Genomic DNA, 17216 nt, shown 5'->3' on the forward strand with positions numbered 1-17216 from the left:
ATCAAGCCGGACGAACGCCCAGCTGCGGCATCAACTGGAACTCAGGCGTGTCATCTTCACGTCGTCGCGGCAATGCCTGGACCGCCGCCAGCATTTCCTGCGCGCAGGTGCGGATGCGTGCGTGGTGCTCCGCTGGCGCATGACTGATCAGGCTGCCGACATGGAACTCGAACACATCCTCCAGTACGTCGGGCTGGTCCTCGTGCAGCATCTGCAACAGTCCGCGCAGCTTGCAGATTTCCGATTCCAGCTCCTCGACCGCGAACAACATGGCGTCCTCCTCTTCAACGACAGGCGGCACGTCCGGGCCGCAACAGGCCGCAACGGCAGCGCCTCCCGGGCCACGCGCGATATTGATCACGGAAAGGAAAACGGGCGACGCGCAATCGCGTGCAACCTACTTCTCGCATATCCGCGGTGAGGCAACCGTTAATTCACGTGACGGCGTACTTCACGCCGTTGCCGCAGCCACGTGTGCGCGAGGCGGTTCGGCCGCAGTGGCCAGCGCATCGATGAAGGCCGGATCCAGCACAAGCGAACCGAACCAGCCATGCTGGGTACCGCTGAGCACGCGCAGCATGTGGCCACGCCCACCCGGCAGGCGCCCCATCGGGCCGAGCAGTACGTCGCGCGCCTTCGCCCAGGCATCGCGGTCGGACTGGAACAGCGGCGTGAGCCAACGGCTCCAGCGCTGGTAGACCGCAACGTGGGCCCTGCGTTGCGCCTGGTAGGCCTGCAATGCAGCGGCACCACCGCCATGCGCGCGCATGGCATCGCGCAGCGCCAACGCATCGAGCAGCGCCATGTTCACGCCCTGCCCCAGCTGCGGGCTCATCGCATGTGCGGCATCGCCGGCCAGCACCATGCGGCCGCAATGCCAACGCGTCATCACAGCGTCGCGGTAGACCGCGCGCGCGAGCTGGCCAGCGTCACGCAGATGCGCGAAGCGTGCACTGGCCTGCGGCCACAGGGTGTGCAGTTCGTCCAGCCAGGGCGTCATGCCCTCCGCCTGCCAACGTTCGAAGTCGGCGCGTGGTAGGCTCCAGAAGAAGCTCAGGCGCGGCGTGTCGTCACCGGGCCGCGTGCCGACCGGCAGCAGCCCGATCATCTTGCGCGCGGCCACGTAGCGCTGCCGCAGCTCCTGCAGGTGCGGCCAGTCTTCGGCCGGCAACAGGCACCACAGCGCACCCCATGGATACACGCGATCCAGCCCGGCACCGCCTTCGATCGTGCCGCGCAACGTCGAGGCCGCGCCATCGGCAGCCACCACCAGGTCGAATGGACCATGCATGCGCCCTTCGCTGTCGCGCAGGCGGCCCTGCTCGGCATCCACCGCGGCAATGGAGACGCCGGCATGCAGCTGGCCCGCACCTGCACGCGCTTGGTCCAGCAACGAGAACAACGCTCCGCGCTGCATGCCGAGGCCGTGCAGGCGCGCATCCAGGCCGTCGTAGCGCATGTCCATCACCGCGCGTTCGCACGGCGTATCGCCATACAGGCGGTGCACCGGCGCGGCATGCGCACGAACTGCATCGAGCAGGCCCATCTGCCACAGCACCTGCAGGCCGCTGGGTTGCAGCAGGAAACCGGCGCCAACCGGCCCCGGCGTGGGCACGCGTTCGAAGATCTCCACCTCGTGGCCATCACGGGTGAGCAGGATGGCCAATGCCTGGCCAGCAGTACCGTAGCCGATCACGGCGATGCGCAGTCGTTCCTTCATGGGCGCATTGTGCCCGAGGTGGGTTGCGAATGGAGAAGGGAGGCCGCGCACGGCATCCACGCATGGCGTGGATCTACTGCGCAAAAAAAACCCCGCCGAAGCGGGGTTTTCAACGCACTGTCGAGTGGATCACTCGGCCGGCGTGATGTTCGAAGCCTGGGCACCCTTCGGGCCCTGGGTCACGTCATAGGTGACACGCTGGCCTTCCTGCAGGCTGCGGAAGCCCTTGGAGTTGATGGCGGAGAAGTGCGCGAACACGTCGGCGCTGCCATCCTCCGGCGAGATGAAGCCAAATCCCTTGGCGTCGTTGAACCACTTGACGGTACCGTTCGGCATGGTGATGCGAGACCTTATGCAATGAATGGGTGGTGTACGCTGAACCCGCGCACAAGCTGAGTATGCAAAGCTTGCTCGGGGAAGACAATCACCCCCGCGCCAATTCGCCCACCAGTTCCGGAAGTCCGTTGCTTGCCGCCTGCACATTGGCCAGCACTTCGGCCATCGTAATCTCCTCGCCATCACCGCAGCCGGCGGCCCAGTTGGCGATGATCGCCAGGCAGGCGTAATCCAGCCCCAGCTCGCGTGCCAGCGCGGCCTCCGGCATGCCGGTCATGCCCACCAGGTCGCAGCCGTCACGGCGCATGCGGGCGATTTCGGCGATGGTCTCCAGGCGCGGGCCCTGTGTTGCGCCATAGCAGCCACCGTCATGGACCGTGACACCGGTCACTTTGGCTGCCGCCAGGATCTTGCTGCGCAGCATCGGCGTGTAGGGATGGCCGAAATCGACGTGGGCCACGTCGGTGCCCTCTTCTTCACAGATCGTGCTGATGCGGCCCCAGGTGTAGTCGATGATCTGGTCCGGGCAGGCCAGCACGCGCGGGCCGAAGTCTTCGGTGATGCCACCCACCGTGTTCAATGCCAGCACCCGCTGCGCGCCCAGCTGCTGCAGCGCGGCCAGGTTGGCACGGTAGTTGATCTTGTGCGGCGGCAGTGAATGCCCCTCGCCATGCCGCGCCAGGAACGCCACGCGATGGCCGAGCAGCGTGCCCACGCGCACCGGGCCGGACGGGCGGCCGAAGCGGGTGTCGACCTCGTGGGTCTGCACGTCGTCAAGCTTGGCTAGGTTGTAGACACCGGTACCGCCGATCACGGCCAGGGCGATCTGTTGCATTCGAAGCACTCCATGAAAAGACGAACGCCGGCACCCGAGGATGCCGCCGATGGAAGAAGACGCGCTGTGGGCGGCTGCGCCGTTATTCCTTCATTGCGTAGATGGCCGGCACGCAGCGCAGGGTCTCGTTGACGTCCATGCCGAAGCCGAACACGTAGCGGTCCGGCAGCTCGATGCCGGCGTAGTCGGCGGTCACGTCCGGCAATGCGCGGTCGTGCTTCTTCACGGTCATCGCGGCGATGCGCACGTCGGTCGCGCCCTGCTCCAGGCACCAGGTGCGCACGCCCTGCAGGGTGTAGCCCTCGTCGAGGATGTCGTCGATCAGCAGCACGCGGCGGCCGAACAGCGAGGTAGCCGGCTTGTGCTTCCAGACCAGGTCGCCGCCGGTGGTTTCACCGCGGTAGCGGGTCGCGTGCAGGTAATCGAACTGCACGTCCTGGCCGCGCGCGCCCAGTTCCAGCGCCAGCTGGCCGGCGAACGGCAGCGCACCATGCATGATCGACAGGAACAGCGGCACCTCGCCCTTGTAATCGCGCGCGATGGCGTCGGCGATACCAGCGATGGCCTTGTCGATGGTGGGGCGGTCGACCAGCAGGTCAGCCTGGGCCAGGGCCTGGGAAATGGTGAGGTTGGGCATCAGACGGTTCTTCCAAGGGTTTCAAGCAGACGGGATTGGGTGTCGCCATGGCGGGCATCGGCCAGCAGGCCGTCCCAGCCGAGCGCGCCGCGGCCCAGCAGGCCGAGCAGCGCAGCAGTATTGAGGGAGCGTCCCTGCACCGCGTGCAGGGCTTCATCGACCAGTTCCGGGTGGCAGACCAGCACCACGTCGCAGCCGGCATCCAGGTGCGCGTGCACGCGTGCCGGCACGCCACCGGCGCTGTGCGAGGCGGCCATGCCGATGTCATCGGAGAACACCACGCCGCGGAAGCCGAGCTCACCGCGCAGGATGTCCTGGATCCAGCGCGGCGAGTAGCCGGCCGGCTCCGGTGCCACCTGCGGATAGATCACGTGGGCCATCATCACTGCATCGGCACCGGCGGCGATGCCGGCCTGGAACGGCACCAGGTCCTGCGCGCGCAGTTCGTCCAGCGCGCGCGGATCGATCGCAGTATCGACGTGGGTGTCTTCCAGCACGGTGCCGTGGCCGGGGAAATGCTTGAGCGTGGCGGCCATGCCGACCGCATGCATGCCACGCACATAGGCGGCGGTGAACGCGGCTACCACCTGCGGGTCTTCACTGAAGGCGCGGTTGCCGATGGCGCGGTTGCCGCGGCCAAGGTCGACCACCGGCGCGAAGCTCAGGTCCAGGCCGCTGGCGCGCACTTCGCTGGCCATCAGCCAGGCGTGCTGCTCGGCCAGGGCCAGGGCCTGCTGCGGGTCGGTGGCGTACAGTGCACCGATGTCCTGCAGCGGCGGCAGCTCGCTGTAGCCTTCGCGGAAGCGCTGCACGCGACCGCCTTCCTGGTCCACGCAGATCAACTGCGGGCGCGGGGCAGCGGCACGGATCGCCGCGCTCAGATCGGTCACCTGCTGGCGCGAGGCGAAGTTGCGCTTGAACAGCACCACCCCGGCCACGGCATCGTGCTGCAGCCAGTCACGTTCCTGGGCGGTCAGTTCGGTGCCGGCAACGCCGATCAGCAGCATGGTCGATCTCCACAACGCGCGCCCGGATGGCGCAGTGCCGCATTGTCGCAGAACCGGCCGACAGGCGCAGTGGTCAAGGCAAAAGCGAGGTGTGGGGTCAGATCCCCACAGGGGCTCTGACCCCGATCTGCTCAGACCTTGCAGCCGTCCGGGCCGCAGGCCTCGTCGCCGTCAGCCGGGGTGGCCGGGGCGCCCTGTTCGGCCGCGATCTGCTGCAGGGCCTGGGCGAACGCTTCCGGCGGCTGGGCCCCGGAAATGGCCCACTTCCCATCGATGACGAAGGTCGGCACCGAGGAAATGCCCAATGCATGGGCCTGTGCAAGCTTGGCTTCGACCTCGGCCAGGCCGCGGTCGGAGGCCAGCATCTGCGCGATTTCACCACCGTCCAGGCCGCCCGCCACGCCGGCCTTCACCAGCACCGCGGTATCGGCCAGATTCTGGCCATGCTCGAAGTGGGCACGGAACAGTGCTTCGCCGACTGCATCCTGCACGCCGTGCTCGCCGGCCAGCCACAACACCCGATGCGCCGGCAGCGTGGTCACCCGCACCTGGCCCTGGCTGAAATCCATCGGCAGGCCCTCGCCCCGCGCGGTGGTCTGGGTCTGGCCGAGGATCTGCTCGGTGCGCTCGACGCCACCGAACTTGCGCACATAGGCCTCGCGCAGCGGCACCGGAGTGTCGTCCGCGTCCGGGTCCAGCTGGAACGGCTGCCAGTGGATATCGAGTTCAGGCGCGTTGGCGCCCAGCAACTGCACACCCTGCTGGAAGCGATGCTTGCCGATCCAGCACCAGGGGCAGACCACGTCGGAGTAGATGTCGATTCTCATCCCCACCACATGGGGCCCGCCTCCCTCGAAAAAAGGGGACGGAGGGGATTAAGTCGTTTCCAGCACAGCTGGGGTAAAGACGACTTAATCCCCTCCGTCCCCTTTTTGGGGGCTTCACCACTGTGAATAGGGGTGACTGGCCAGCGCGACGTTGTAGTAGCGCGCATCGTCGGTGACTTCGGCACCCACCCAGTCCGGCAGGTCGATCGCCTGGTCGGCGCTGTCCAGCTCGACTTCGGCCACCACCAGGCCGGCGTTGTCGCCGAGGAACTCGTCCACTTCCCAGGTCAGGCCGGCGTGTTCGACCAGATGGCGGCGCTTGTCGATCAGGCCCCCCACGCACAACGCCAGCAGTGCGCGAGCATCGTCCACCGGGATCGGGTAGTCGAACTCCTGGCGGGTATGGCCGATGGTGCGCGACTTCAGGTTCAGCGCGGCGTGGTCGCCTTCGATGCGCACGCGTACCGAAGCATTCTGGGTGCCGCGGTCCAGCGCGCCCATGTCGTTGATGTAGCCCTGCGCCATCGGGATCACCCGGTGCGCGGCGGTGCGCCAGCCATCACTGCTGACGAGGAATTTGCGTTCGATTTCGATGCCCATCGCGCCATTATGCGCGATGGGCATGACAGCCGATCAGCGCTTCTCGAACACCGCGATGCTTTCCACGTGCGCGGTGTGCGGGAACATGTCCATGGCACCGGCGCTGACCAGGGTGAAGCCCTGTTCGTTGACCAGGTAGCCGGCATCGCGCGCCAGCGAGCCGGGGTGGCAGCTGACGTAGACGATGCGCTTGAACTGCTTCAGCGGCAGCTGCTGCAGCACTTCGATCGCACCCGAGCGCGGCGGGTCCAGCAGCAGCTTGTCGAAGCCCTGGCGCATCCACGGGGTGCTGCGCTGGTCCTGGGTCAGGTCGGCGCTGAAGAACTGCGCGTTGGCCAGGCCGTTGCGCTCGGCGTTCTCACGCGCACGCGCCACCAGGCCGGCATCGCCTTCCACGCCGACCACCTCGCGCACGCGGCGCGCCAGCGGCAGGGTGAAGTTGCCCAGGCCGCAGAACAGGTCCAGCACGCGCTCGTCCTCGCCCGGTTCCAGCAGGTCCAGGGCGTGGGCGATCATCTTCTCGTTGAGCTTGGCATTGACCTGGATGAAGTCCAGCGGGCGGAACGCCAGCTCGACATCCCACGGCGCCAGACGGAACGACAGCGGCACGCCCTGCCCGTCCAGCGGCTGCACGGTGTCCACGCCGCCGGACTGCAGGTAGATCACGAAGCCATGCTGCTGGCCGAAGGCCGCCCAGGCCACGCGGTCGGCATCGCTGAGCGGCTGCAGGTGGCGCACGGTCAGGACCACGGCCTGGTCACCGGCGATGAATTCGATCTGCGGGATGTCACGCTTGCCATCGAGTGACTCGATGAAGGTGGACAGCGCCTCGACCTTGGTGCCGATCTCGGGGATCACGGTCAGGCACTGGCTGAGGTCGGCGACGAAGCGCGGATCCTGTTCACGGAAGCCGACCAGGGTCTTGTCCTTCTTCTCGACCCGGCGCACCGAGAAGCGGCCCTTGCGGCGGTAGCCCCAGCTCTCACCGACCAGCGGCGCCAGCACGGTGCCCGGCTTCACATGGCCGATCCGCTCCAGGTTGTCCATCAGCACGCGCTGCTTGGCGACGATCTGCTGGTCCTCGTCCAGGTGCTGCAGCACGCAACCGGCGCAGGTACCGAAATGAGGGCACTTGGGGCTCACCCGCTGCGGCGAGGCCTGCAGCACCTCCACGGTGCGCGCCTCGTCGAAATGGCGGCTGCGGGCGGTCTGTTCAGCCATCACCACCTCGCCGGGCAGGGCGCCACTGACGAAGGTGACCTTGCCGCCCTCGCCTTCACGGCGGGCGACACCGCGACCATCATGGCTGAGGTCGAGGATCTCGGTCTGGAATGGGGTACGGTCGGTGCGGGAACGGGATCGGGCCACGTGGCAACAGGCTGCGGGCAAAAATGGGGGCGTATTGTCGCAGATCCTGACCGGCGGGGCCCGGACCCGCTTGCGCCCGTGGCCGCCGTGCTTGATGATTGGGACAGCTGACATGGAGGCAGCCCTGATGCAGATGACCCCGCGGGCCGCACGGCCCCGCTTCCTGCTTGTCGAGGACGACATCATCAGCCGCGGTTTTTTCAAGGCGGCGTTGGAAACGTTACCGGCGGATGTGGATACCGCAGATTCGCTGGCCAGCGCCCTGGCCAGTGCCGAACCCGGCGCGCACGACCTGTGGCTGATCGACGTCAACCTGCCGGATGGCAATGGCGCGCAGCTGCTGCGTGAGCTGCGCCGTTCACACCCCGACACGCCGGCGCTGGCACATACCGCCGACGGCGATACCTCCATCCACGCCCGCCTGCGCGAAGCCGGTTTCAGCGACACCCTGGTCAAGCCACTGGGCCGCGACCAGCTGCTGAAGGCGGTGCGCCGTGCGCTGGTCAACAGCCCGGCGGGAATCTTCGTGGCACAGGCCCCGGCCGCGGTCGAGCTGGCCGTGCAGGACTGGGACGAGACCGCAGCCCTGGCCGCGCTCAATGGCCAGCGCAACCACCTGATCGCCCTGCGCGAGCTGTTCCTGGCCGAGTTGCCGGGCGTGCGTGATGCGGTGGAGCAGGCGGTGGACCAGCACGACGAGCGCCAGCTGCGCAGTCAGCTGCACCGGTTGCAGGCGAGCTGTGGCTTCGTGGGGGCGGCACGGTTGGGACGGGCGGTGCGCCAGCTGCATCATGCGCCCGAGTCCGGGCAGGCCCAGGATGGATTCCGCGCCGCGGTGGCTGCCCTGCTGCACTGAGGGTTGCTCGGCAGGGCTTGCAGCCCTGCACCTGCAGATGCTTCAAGCCAGGGCAACACCAAGGGCCAGAGCCAGAGCGGCTCTGGCTTTCTGCTTGTTGGGCGGAGCGGGGTTTACGGCGTCTCCCGCAACCGGACCCACCCCGCCTACCCACAGATAGCCAGCTTTTGCAGTTGACGTTGACGTTGATTCAGCGGGTGCAGGGCTGCAAGCCCTGCCGAACACCCCTCAACGCCTGGGCGCGAGCTGCTCGAGCATTTCCCAGGACTTCAGGCCGCGCGGCCCCAGGTGATGGGCCAGCACCCGCCGCATCGGCAGGCGCAGGCTGGCCAGGTCGGCGGCATCCGGCTCTTCATCTGCCGCCAAAGCCAGCAGCGCCGAGCCAGTGGCCGCTGCCCGGCGTTCCCCGCCGCGCTCGCTCAGCAGGCGTTGCGCGCCCTCCTGCGGATCCAGTTCGTAGCGCGCCGCCGGGTCGATCGGCTGGCCATCGCTGGCACTGTCCAGCTCGAAGCCCAGGCCCAGCGCGGACAGCAGTTCGCGTTCAAAACGGCGCAGTGTCCAGGCCAGACCAGCGCCCACCGCCAGCCGCGCGCGTGCCTCGCCATAGGCGAGGTACAGTTCCGGCAGCGGGTCCTGGCGCGGAGCCAGGCGCAGGGTCAGTTCACTCAGGTAGAAGCCGGCCAGCATCGCCTGGCCGACCAGGCGTGGCGCCGCATCCAATGCCTCTGCACCACGCAGCTGGGCCAGTTCACCCCGCTGCTGGGCACTGAAGCGGATCCACTGCAACGGCTGCAGGGCAGCACGCAGCACCTGACCCTTTGCGGTGGACACGCCACGCGCGAGCAGGCCGATACGGCCATGCTGCGCGCTCAACACTTCGACCAGCAGGCTGGTCTCGCGGTAGGCCCGTGCGTGCAGCACGAAGCCGGTGTCGTCCTCGATCATCATCGAAGCGACCGCAACGCGTTACTCGTAACCGAAGGCCTTCAGCGCGGCCTCGTCGTCGGACCAGCCTTCACGCACGCGCACCCAGGTTTCCAGGAACACCTTGGCCCCGAACAGACGCTCCATCTGCAGGCGGGACTTGGCGCCGATCTCCTTCAGGCGGGCGCCGCCCTTGCCGATCACGATGGCCTTCTGGCCCTCGCGCTCGACCCAGATCACCGCACCGATGCGCAGCAGGTTGCCATCCTCGGTGAAGCGCTCGATCTCGACGGTGGTGGCGTACGGCAGTTCCTCGCCGAGCTGGCGCATGAGCTGCTCGCGCACCAGTTCACCAGCCAGGAAACGCTGGCTGCGGTCGGTGATCTCGTCCTCGCCGAACATCGGCGGGGCTTCCGGCAGCAGCTTCAGCACGTCGCGCACCAGCGCTTCCAGGCCGTTGCGCTTCTGCGCGGAGATCGGGTGCACGGCGGCGAAATCCCGACCTTCGGTCACCTGCTGCAGGAACGGCAGCAGCGCGCCCTTTTCCTTCAGGCGATCGATCTTGTTGACCACCAGAACGACCGGAATGCCGGCGTCACGCAGCACATTGAACGCCAGGCTGTCCTCTTCATCCCAGCGACCGGCTTCGATCACCAGCAGGCCGGCATCGACGCCTTCCAGCGAACCGCGCGCGGCGCGGTTCATCACCCGGTTCATCGCCCGCTTCTGCACCTTGTGCAGGCCGGGGGTGTCGACCAGCACCAGCTGGCCTTCCGGATAGGTGGCGATGCCCAGCAGGCGATGGCGCGTGGTCTGCGGGCGGTTGGAGACGATGCTGACCTTGGCGCCGACCAGGGCATTGGTCAGGGTCGACTTGCCCACGTTCGGGCGGCCGATGACGGCCACGCTGCCGCAATGATGGGGAGTTTGTTCGCTCACTTGGAATCCAGTTGTTCTAGGACGGCCGCAGCCGCCTGTTGTTCGGCAAGCCGCCGCGAGGCGCCTTCGCCCTCGGTGCTGGCGGCCGGGTCGGCTACGTTGCAGCGTACCCGGAAGTGCTTGGCGTGGTCGTCACCGGATTCTGACACCAGTTCATACTGCGGCAACGCCTTCTGTCGGGCCTGCAGCCATTCCTGCAGGCGGGTCTTGGGGTCCTTCTCGGGCCGGCCGGAGGCCGGCAGTGCCTCGATCGAAGCGCTGAACCAGGGCAGTACCACCGCCCGGCAGGCCTCGAAGCCGGCATCCAGGTAGATCGCAGCCACCACGGCTTCCACCGCGTCGGCCAGGATCGAATCACGACGATGGCCGCCGGACTTCATTTCGCCCGGGCCCAGGATCAGTCGATCGCCCAGTTCCAGGGTGCGCCCGATCACCGCCAGCGCGCCTTCACGCACCAGCTCGGCGCGGGCACGGGTCATCGCGCCTTCGTCAGCCTTGGGCCAGCGTTGGTACAACGCCTCGGCCGCCATCATGTTGACGATGCTGTCGCCCAGGAATTCCAGGCGCTCGTTGTGTGGCGCACCGGCACTGCGATGCGTCAGCGCCTGCTTCAGCAGCGCCGGGTCGCGGAAGGGATGACCGATCAGGTCACCACGTTGGAAAGGTTTATTCGGCACCGCTTCGGGTCAGGTCCTGGGATGAATCGAATTTGCCAACCACGTCCAGGTTGCCGACCAGCGGACGGCGCACTTCGTAGTTGACCTTGAGGGTCCAGCCATTGTCGCGACGGTCGAACTTCACGTTGGCCGGCTTCACGTTTTCCGAGTAGTTGATGTACAGGCGCTTGAAGAACAGATCCTGGATCCGGGCCGGCTCCATGCTGCCCACCCCAGGCTCCTTGGCCAGGCTCTTCATCGCCGAGCGCACCGCGTAATACTCCTGGTACATCGGGAACAGCTTCATGCCGATGTAAAGGAAGAAACCGACCACGATCAGGACCGCCAGGAACGAGGTCAGGGTCATGCCACGCTGCGTGTTCATCGTCTTCATTGCGTTCTCCCCAGATACGCGTTGGATGTGAAAATACTCGGTTGGTGCCCGATCAGTTGATGCTCGAGCCGATCCGCGACGGCTCGAAGCCATCCTTGCAGAACCAGCCCTGGCAGTTCAGCCAGATCAGGAAGGCCTTGCCGCGCAGGTTTTCTTCCGGCAGCAGGCCCCAGAAACGGCCGTCGTCGCTGTTGTCACGGTTGTCGCCCATCACCAGGTACTTGCCGGCCGGCACGGTCCACTGGCCCTGGCCACGCGGGTAGTCGGTCTCCAGCACGGTGTGGGTACGGCCCGGCAGGTGCTCGACCAGCAGGTTGGCGCCCTCGCCCTGGCCCTTGTGGCCGGCATAGATGCCCTTGTTGTCGTACTTCAGCGGTTCGCCGTTGAGGATCACGCCGTCGCCTTCGAAGACCACGGTGTCACCCGGCACGCCGATCACGCGCTTGATGAAGTTCTCGCCCTTGGCCGGGTCGTTGTCGCTGTGGCCGGGGAAGTGGAACACCACCACGTCACCGCGCGACGGCTCGCCGAACGGCACGATCTTGGTGTTGCTGATCGGCAGGCGCAGGCCGTAGGAGAACTTGTTGACCAGGATGAAATCGCCGATCAGCAGGTTCGGCATCATCGAGCTGGACGGGATCTTGTACGGCTCGGCGATGAAACTGCGCACGATCAGCACGATCGCCAGCACCGGGAAGAACGCACGCGAATAATCCACCAGCACCGGCTCGGAATCGAGCAGGCCCGCGCGCTGGGCGCGACGCTTGGCGAGATACAGCTTGTCCGCGAGCAGGATCAGGCCCGAGGCCAGGGTCAGCACGACCAGGAGGATCTCAAACAGTTTCATTCAGGGTCCTTTGCAACGTCACCAGACGACCGGCCCGCAGGGCCGGTGCGGGCTTACTTGTTGTCCATCTGCAGGACGGCCAGGAACGCTTCCTGCGGAATCTCCACGCGTCCGACCTGCTTCATGCGCTTCTTGCCTTCCTTCTGCTTTTCCAGAAGCTTCTTCTTGCGCGAAACGTCGCCACCATAGCACTTGGCCAGCACGTTCTTGCGCATGGCCTTGACCGTGGTGCGGGCGATGATCTGCGAGCCGACGGCGGCCTGGATGGCCACGTCGAACATCTGGCGCGGGATCAGGTCCTTCATCTTCTCGCACAGCTCGCGGCCGCGGCGATCGGCATGGCTGCGGTGCACGATCAGCGACAGCGCATCGACCTTGTCGCCATTGATCAGCACGTCCACGCGTACGAACGGGCCCGCGTCGAAGCGCACGAAGTGGTAGTCCAGCGAGGCATAGCCACGGCTGACCGACTTCAGCTTGTCGAAGAAGTCCAGCACCACTTCGGCCATCGGCAGCTCGTAGCTGATCTGCACCTGGCTGCCCAGGTAGTTGATGCCGATCTGGCTGCCGCGCTTTTCTTCGCACAGCTTGATGATGTTGCCGATGTACTCCTCGGGGGTGAGCACGTTGGCACGGATGATCGGCTCGCGGATCTCCTCGACCTGGTTCACCGGCGGCAGCTTGGCCGGGTTGTCCATGTTGATGATCGAGCCATCGGTCTTCAGGACTTCATACACCACCGTCGGCGCGGTGCTGATCAGGTCCAGGTTGTATTCGCGCTCCAGGCGCTCCTGCACGATTTCCATGTGCAGCATGCCAAGGAAGCCGCAACGGAAGCCGAAGCCCATCGCTTCGGAGCTTTCCGGCTCGAAACGCAGCGCGGCATCGTTCAGGCGCAGCTTGTCCAGCGCTTCGCGCAGGTCCGGGTAGTCTTCGGCATCAACCGGGAACAGGCCGGCGAACACGCGCGGCTGCATTTCCTGGAAGCCCGGCAGCGGCTTCGGCGCCGGGTCGCCGGCCAGGGTGAGGGTGTCGCCGACCGGCGCACCGTGCACGTCCTTGATGCTGGCGGTGACCCAGCCCACTTCACCGGCACGCAGCGCCGGCAGCACCTTGCGCTTCGGGGTGAACACGCCGACGTTGTCGACCTGGTGGTTGCGGCCGGTCGACATCACCTGCAGCTTGTCACCGGCCTTGATCTCGCCCTGCATCACGCGCACCAGCGAGACCACGCCCAGGTAGTTGTCGAACCACGAGTCGATGATCAGCGCCTGCAGCTTGTCGGTGTCGCGCGGTGCCGGCGGCGGGATGCGATGGACGATCGCTTCCAGCACGTCCTGCACGTTGAGGCCGGTCTTGGCGCTGACCGGCACGGCGTCGGAGGCGTCGATGCCGATCACGGCCTCGATCTCGGCCTTGGCGCGCTCGATATCGGCGGTGGGCAGGTCGATCTTGTTGATCACCGGCACCACTTCCAGGCCCTGCTCCACCGCGGTGTAGCAGTTGGCCACCGACTGCGCTTCCACGCCCTGGGCCGCGTCGACCACCAGCAGCGCGCCTTCGCAGGCGGCCAGCGAGCGGCTGACTTCATAGGAGAAGTCGACGTGGCCGGGGGTATCGATGAAGTTCAGGTGGTAGGTCTGCCCGTCCTTGGCCACGTACGGCAGTGACACCGACTGCGCCTTGATCGTGATGCCACGCTCGCGCTCGATCGGGTTGGAATCGAGCACCTGCGCTTCCATCTCGCGGGCCTGCAGGCCACCGCAGAGCTGGATGATGCGGTCGGCCAGCGTGGACTTGCCGTGGTCGACATGGGCGATGATGGAGAAGTTGCGGATGTTCCGCATCGAATCAGAAGACATAGGTGGCGGCGGCGCGCGGCGTCGTCAGGGTAACGGTCGATTATCGCACGCCCGGCGCCCCGCCGCGAAAACTGCCTCATCGGGCCGGACGCTGAACGACCGAAGCCCCGCCGGGGCGGGGCTTCGGGGGAGACGCAGGGGCCGCCGCAGCGACCCCGGCAGGCCTTACTGGCCGGCCTTGACCGCCACGAAGGCGCTGTTGCCATTGGCCGTGCGGACCAGCAGCATCACCACGTCGTCCTTCTTGAAGCTGGACAGCGCCCGGTTCAGGGCATCCACGCTGCCGACCGCGACGCGGCCGACCTGCAGGATCACCATGCCCGGCGACAGGCCGGCATCACGCGCCGCCTGGCCCTTGACCCCGGTGATGCGCACGCCTTCGTTGCCGTTGAGCCCGAACTGCTTGCGCTGGGCCGCGTTCAGATCGCTGACGTCCAGCCCCAGCAGGGCATTGGCGCCGGTCTGCGGAGCCGCCTCGGCACTGCCGGCCGACGGCCCGCGGGCATTGGCCTGCCCGTCTTCACTCAGGGCGGTCAGCGTGGCACTGAGGTCATGCGGCTTGCCGTCGCGGTACACCACCAGGTTCACCTTGCTGCCCGGTGCCATCGCACCGATCAGCGGCGGCAGGTCGGACCAGCTGTTGACCGCGCTGCCGTTGACCGAGCGGATGACATCGCCCACCTGCACTCCGGCCTTGGCGGCCGCACTGCCTGCCACGATCTGGTTGACCAGGGCGCCACGGCTGTCCGGCAGGCCCAGGCCCTGCGCCTTCAGCGAATCGATCGGCTCGACCACCGCGCCGAGCTGGCCGCGGGTGACCTTGCCGCTCTTCTTGATCTGCTCGACCGCGCTCATCGCCAGGTCGATCGGGATCGCGAAGCTGATGCCCATGTAGCCGCCGGAGGCGGAGAAGATCTGCGAGTTGATGCCGACCACTTCGCCGCGGGTGTTCAGCAGCGGGCCACCGGAATTGCCCTGGTTGATCGCCACGTCGGTCTGGATGAACGGCACGTAGCGCTGATCGGCACCGCCGGTGCTGCGGCCCAGCGCGCTGACGATACCGGCCGTGACCGAGTGGTCGAGGCCGAACGGCGAACCGATCGCGACAACCCACTGTCCCGGCTTCAGGGTGTTGGAGTCACCCACGCGTACGGTCGGCAGGTTCTTGCCGTCGATCTTCAGCAGGGCCACGTCGTACTGCTGGTCGCTGCCCACCACCTTGGCGGTGAACTCGCGGCTGTCGCCCAGCTTGACCTTCACGTCACTGGCATCGGCCACCACGTGGTAGTTGGTCAGCACGTAGCCATCGGGCGAGATGATGAAGCCCGAACCCATGCCACGGCCCTTGATGCTGGGACCGCCATCCTGCCCGCCCGGCCCCTGTCCCGGCATCGGGAAGTCAGGGCCAAAGAAGCGGCGGAAGAACTCCGGCATGTCATCGTCGCCGCCCATCGGGCCCCGCGAGGCCTGGCGGTTGTTGCGGACGATGGTGGTGTCGACGTTGACCACGCCCGGGCCAACCTGTTCGACCAGGTTGGTGAAGTCGGGCAGGCCGCTGACCAGCGGCTGCGCGGGCGCCCGCGGTGCCGCGGCCGGCGCAGGCTGGGTCTGCGCGGCAGGCGCCGGCGCCTGCGCGCAGGCCATCAGGGGAAGGGTCAGGGCCAGCAGGCCAATGGCCTGCGTGCGGAGTCGGGGAGTCATCGGACGGCAACCTCCGGGTCGGATGGAAGAGGAATACGGTCCCCGCCGACGGCGGGGCGTGAAGGCGCCCGGCTCAGTCGCGCGGGCGCGGCGGCACCGGCAGGTCGTCCTGCAGGCGCGGCTCGAACGGGTAGAACGCGGCACCACCGGCATGGGCCGGGAAGCTGGCATTGAGCGCACCACCGGCGGCGGGCGCCAGGCTGGAGCGCGGCCATGGCCGGGCCTGCAGCCCACCGACCTCACCAAACGGCAGGTTGCGGTTGGCGTTGGCCGGCACGGTCGGGGTCAATGGTGCCTGCGTGGATGCCACGGCACGCTGCGGAAGATCGTCACGCTGGGCGGCACGCGCGGCCTGCTGGCTGCGGGTGGCACTGGCGCGGCGGGCATCCTGGCGGCGGCTGGCCGCCATCGCCACGGCCGGCGCAGCCACCACGGCCATTGCCGCGGTATCCACCGATGCCTCGGTGACCGGCGCCGGCTGGGTCGGTGCCGGCGCCAGCCGGGCCTCGCTGGCGATCACCTGCGGTGCCAGCGGCTCGCCCGGCGTGGCTTCCTGCAGCTTCTCGCCGCCCATGAACAGCGCCACGGCCGCCACCGAGGCGGCCAGTGCGGCACCACCGCCCCAGGCCCGCCAACCGCTGCGCCGCACCTGGCGACGGGGCTCGGCCTGCGGCACGGGCTCAGCGGCAACTGCGGCGGCCACGGCGGCGCTGAAACCGGCCGGTGCCAATGCCGAGGCCTGCCCGCGCATCACGTCGCCCAGCAGCTGCCAGCGCTCCTGGCAGCCGGCCAGTTCGGGGTCGTGCTCCATCCGGCGCAGCAGGAAGCGCGCTTCATCGGCGCCCAGCTCGCCATCGACCAGGGCCGACAGCTGCTCGCGATGGCGCTGGTCCAGGCGCTGCCCGGCGGGCGATTGATGGTTCTGCGATTCGTTGAACGGATTACTGGTCATACGCGGCTCTTCTCACGGGTGGCGCTGCCGATGTCCAACAGCGGCCGGAGTTCGGTGTCGATCGCCTCGCGCGCCCGGAAGATCCGTGAACGCACGGTGCCGATCGGGCACCCCATCTTCTGCGCGATATCCTCGTAGCTCAGGCCTTCCACCTCGCGCAGGGTGATCGCCGACCGGAGTTCTTCCGGCAGCGCGTTGACGGCCTTCATGACCGTCTGTTCCAGCTCCTGGCGCATCAACTCGCGCTCGGGCGTGTCGGTGTCCCGCAGGCGGGTACCGCTGTCGAACTGTTCGGCATCGCCGATGTCGATGTCATCGGTCGGCGGCCGTCGATTGTGTGAAGCCAGGTAGTTTTTGGCGGTATTCACGGCGATTCGATGCAACCAGGTTGAGAACTGGGCATCGCCACGGAAACTTCCGATCGCGCGGTAGGCACGGATGAAAGTGTCCTGGGCGACGTCCTGACATTCGCTCCAGTCGGCGATGTAGCGACCGACCAGGGCCACGACCCGATGCTGGTACTTGCGCACCAGGACATCGAACGCGGCACTCTCGCCGTGCTGCACGCGCCGGACCAGCTCCAGATCCAGCTCCTGAGGTGTATCAACATCGGCCATGAGGGGCCGCACTCCTGTCAGCCCAACCGACGTCGGGCAATGAGACTGCCAATCCCGGGAAAAGTTCAGTCGCCGATCACCTGGCGCCGCACCAGCTTTTAACCACCGTTCCGTTAGCGTCCCGGTCCACGGCCATGG

Annotated in this window: 19 protein-coding genes; 1 reads left to right on the forward strand and 18 read right to left on the reverse strand. The window is 67.2% G+C overall.

The window, feature by feature from the left end:
- Window position 1: 1 nt before the first annotated feature.
- From ACUZUJ_RS16380 to rlmD, 9 genes are all read right to left on the reverse strand, one after another.
- Window positions 2-271, reverse strand: a complete 270-nt coding sequence (locus tag ACUZUJ_RS16380; RefSeq protein WP_014038076.1) for a hypothetical protein — start codon at window positions 269-271, stop codon at window positions 2-4.
- A gap of 180 nt (window positions 272-451) precedes the next feature.
- The gene (locus ACUZUJ_RS16385; RefSeq protein WP_101765906.1) at window positions 452-1720 is read right to left on the reverse strand and encodes an FAD-dependent oxidoreductase; all 1269 of its coding nucleotides are present in this window, start codon (window positions 1718-1720) and stop codon (window positions 452-454) included.
- Between the two features lie 129 nt (window positions 1721-1849).
- Window positions 1850-2056 carry a cold-shock protein gene (locus ACUZUJ_RS16390; RefSeq protein ID WP_005410590.1) on the reverse strand — a complete coding sequence of 69 codons (207 nt, stop codon included), beginning with the start codon at window positions 2054-2056 and terminating at the stop codon, window positions 1850-1852.
- A gap of 88 nt (window positions 2057-2144) precedes the next feature.
- On the reverse strand, window positions 2145-2891 hold the full coding sequence (locus ACUZUJ_RS16395; protein ID WP_101765907.1) for an S-methyl-5'-thioinosine phosphorylase: 747 nt from the start codon (window positions 2889-2891) through the stop codon (window positions 2145-2147).
- Between the two features lie 82 nt (window positions 2892-2973).
- Window positions 2974-3528, reverse strand: coding sequence for a hypoxanthine-guanine phosphoribosyltransferase (locus ACUZUJ_RS16400; RefSeq protein WP_014038078.1), 555 nt, complete (start codon window positions 3526-3528; stop codon window positions 2974-2976).
- The gene (gene nagZ, locus ACUZUJ_RS16405) at window positions 3528-4535 is read right to left on the reverse strand and encodes a beta-N-acetylhexosaminidase (RefSeq protein WP_049447084.1); all 1008 of its coding nucleotides are present in this window, start codon (window positions 4533-4535) and stop codon (window positions 3528-3530) included. The genes ACUZUJ_RS16400 and nagZ overlap by 1 nt, the downstream gene beginning before the upstream one ends.
- Window positions 4536-4666: 131 nt before the next feature.
- Window positions 4667-5362, reverse strand: a complete 696-nt coding sequence (locus tag ACUZUJ_RS16410) for a DsbA family oxidoreductase (protein WP_101765908.1) — start codon at window positions 5360-5362, stop codon at window positions 4667-4669.
- Window positions 5363-5476: 114 nt separating this feature from the next.
- On the reverse strand, window positions 5477-5962 hold the full coding sequence (locus ACUZUJ_RS16415; protein ID WP_049447080.1) for a CYTH domain-containing protein: 486 nt from the start codon (window positions 5960-5962) through the stop codon (window positions 5477-5479).
- Between the two features lie 33 nt (window positions 5963-5995).
- The gene (gene rlmD, locus ACUZUJ_RS16420) at window positions 5996-7330 is read right to left on the reverse strand and encodes a 23S rRNA (uracil(1939)-C(5))-methyltransferase RlmD (RefSeq protein WP_049447078.1); all 1335 of its coding nucleotides are present in this window, start codon (window positions 7328-7330) and stop codon (window positions 5996-5998) included.
- Window positions 7331-7457: 127 nt separating this feature from the next.
- Here rlmD and ACUZUJ_RS16425 point away from each other — a divergent pair, with 127 nt between their 5' ends.
- Entirely contained in the window at window positions 7458-8186 is a 729-nt protein-coding gene (locus tag ACUZUJ_RS16425) for a response regulator (RefSeq protein WP_014647994.1), read from the forward strand.
- A gap of 228 nt (window positions 8187-8414) precedes the next feature.
- Here ACUZUJ_RS16425 and recO read toward each other — a convergent pair whose 3' ends face one another.
- The 9 genes from recO to rpoE all read right to left on the reverse strand — a co-directional run bounded on the left by recO (window position 8415) and on the right by rpoE (window position 17078).
- Window positions 8415-9134, reverse strand: coding sequence for a DNA repair protein RecO (recO, locus tag ACUZUJ_RS16430; RefSeq protein WP_049447075.1), 720 nt, complete (start codon window positions 9132-9134; stop codon window positions 8415-8417).
- 18 nt (window positions 9135-9152) lie between these two features.
- Window positions 9153-10049: a GTPase Era gene (gene era / locus ACUZUJ_RS16435; RefSeq protein WP_005410599.1), complete on the reverse strand. Its 897-nt coding sequence runs from the start codon at window positions 10047-10049 to the stop codon at window positions 9153-9155.
- Window positions 10046-10726, reverse strand: a complete 681-nt coding sequence (gene rnc, locus ACUZUJ_RS16440; protein WP_046431951.1) for a ribonuclease III — start codon at window positions 10724-10726, stop codon at window positions 10046-10048. Before rnc ends, era begins: the two co-directional genes overlap by 4 nt.
- A complete protein-coding gene (locus tag ACUZUJ_RS16445; protein WP_014038086.1) occupies window positions 10716-11099 on the reverse strand; it encodes a DUF4845 domain-containing protein in 384 nt (127 codons plus the stop codon). Before ACUZUJ_RS16445 ends, rnc begins: the two co-directional genes overlap by 11 nt.
- A gap of 52 nt (window positions 11100-11151) precedes the next feature.
- The gene (lepB, locus tag ACUZUJ_RS16450; RefSeq protein WP_014038087.1) at window positions 11152-11946 is read right to left on the reverse strand and encodes a signal peptidase I; all 795 of its coding nucleotides are present in this window, start codon (window positions 11944-11946) and stop codon (window positions 11152-11154) included.
- A 53-nt stretch (window positions 11947-11999) separates the two neighbouring features.
- On the reverse strand, window positions 12000-13793 hold the full coding sequence (lepA, locus tag ACUZUJ_RS16455; RefSeq protein WP_014038088.1) for a translation elongation factor 4: 1794 nt from the start codon (window positions 13791-13793) through the stop codon (window positions 12000-12002).
- A gap of 180 nt (window positions 13794-13973) precedes the next feature.
- Window positions 13974-15509, reverse strand: a complete 1536-nt coding sequence (locus ACUZUJ_RS16460) for a DegQ family serine endoprotease (protein ID WP_101765910.1) — start codon at window positions 15507-15509, stop codon at window positions 13974-13976.
- 73 nt (window positions 15510-15582) lie between these two features.
- Window positions 15583-16461, reverse strand: a complete 879-nt coding sequence (locus ACUZUJ_RS16465; RefSeq protein ID WP_014038090.1) for a sigma-E factor negative regulatory protein — start codon at window positions 16459-16461, stop codon at window positions 15583-15585.
- Window positions 16458-17078 (reverse strand): RNA polymerase sigma factor RpoE, encoded by a 621-nt coding sequence (rpoE, locus tag ACUZUJ_RS16470; RefSeq protein WP_014038091.1) that lies wholly within the window; start codon window positions 17076-17078, stop codon window positions 16458-16460. The genes ACUZUJ_RS16465 and rpoE overlap by 4 nt, the downstream gene beginning before the upstream one ends.
- Window positions 17079-17216: the final 138 nt, after the last annotated feature.

The sequence above is a fragment of the Stenotrophomonas sp. S4 genome (assembly GCF_054187805.2).

What these genes read in the sequence shown, in the direction of transcription:
- ACUZUJ_RS16380 (WP_014038076.1), bottom strand. Translation starts at nt 271, where the DNA reads ATGTTGTTCGCGGTCGAGGAGCTGGAATCGGAAATCTGCAAGCTGCGC.
- ACUZUJ_RS16385 (WP_101765906.1), bottom strand. Translation starts at nt 1,720, where the DNA reads ATGAAGGAACGACTGCGCATCGCCGTGATCGGCTACGGTACTGCTGGC.
- ACUZUJ_RS16390 (WP_005410590.1), bottom strand. Translation starts at nt 2,056, where the DNA reads ATGCCGAACGGTACCGTCAAGTGGTTCAACGACGCCAAGGGATTTGGC.
- ACUZUJ_RS16395 (WP_101765907.1), bottom strand. Translation starts at nt 2,891, where the DNA reads ATGCAACAGATCGCCCTGGCCGTGATCGGCGGTACCGGTGTCTACAAC.
- ACUZUJ_RS16400 (WP_014038078.1), bottom strand. Translation starts at nt 3,528, where the DNA reads ATGCCCAACCTCACCATTTCCCAGGCCCTGGCCCAGGCTGACCTGCTG.
- nagZ (WP_049447084.1), bottom strand. Translation starts at nt 4,535, where the DNA reads ATGCTGCTGATCGGCGTTGCCGGCACCGAACTGACCGCCCAGGAACGT.
- ACUZUJ_RS16410 (WP_101765908.1), bottom strand. Translation starts at nt 5,362, where the DNA reads ATGAGAATCGACATCTACTCCGACGTGGTCTGCCCCTGGTGCTGGATC.
- ACUZUJ_RS16415 (WP_049447080.1), bottom strand. Translation starts at nt 5,962, where the DNA reads ATGGGCATCGAAATCGAACGCAAATTCCTCGTCAGCAGTGATGGCTGG.
- ACUZUJ_RS16425 (WP_014647994.1), top strand. Translation starts at nt 7,458, where the DNA reads ATGCAGATGACCCCGCGGGCCGCACGGCCCCGCTTCCTGCTTGTCGAG.
- recO (WP_049447075.1), bottom strand. Translation starts at nt 9,134, where the DNA reads ATGATGATCGAGGACGACACCGGCTTCGTGCTGCACGCACGGGCCTAC.
- ACUZUJ_RS16445 (WP_014038086.1), bottom strand. Translation starts at nt 11,099, where the DNA reads ATGAAGACGATGAACACGCAGCGTGGCATGACCCTGACCTCGTTCCTG.
- lepB (WP_014038087.1), bottom strand. Translation starts at nt 11,946, where the DNA reads ATGAAACTGTTTGAGATCCTCCTGGTCGTGCTGACCCTGGCCTCGGGC.
- lepA (WP_014038088.1), bottom strand. Translation starts at nt 13,793, where the DNA reads ATGCGGAACATCCGCAACTTCTCCATCATCGCCCATGTCGACCACGGC.
- ACUZUJ_RS16460 (WP_101765910.1), bottom strand. Translation starts at nt 15,509, where the DNA reads ATGACTCCCCGACTCCGCACGCAGGCCATTGGCCTGCTGGCCCTGACC.
- ACUZUJ_RS16465 (WP_014038090.1), bottom strand. Translation starts at nt 16,461, where the DNA reads ATGACCAGTAATCCGTTCAACGAATCGCAGAACCATCAATCGCCCGCC.
- rpoE (WP_014038091.1), bottom strand. Translation starts at nt 17,078, where the DNA reads ATGGCCGATGTTGATACACCTCAGGAGCTGGATCTGGAGCTGGTCCGG.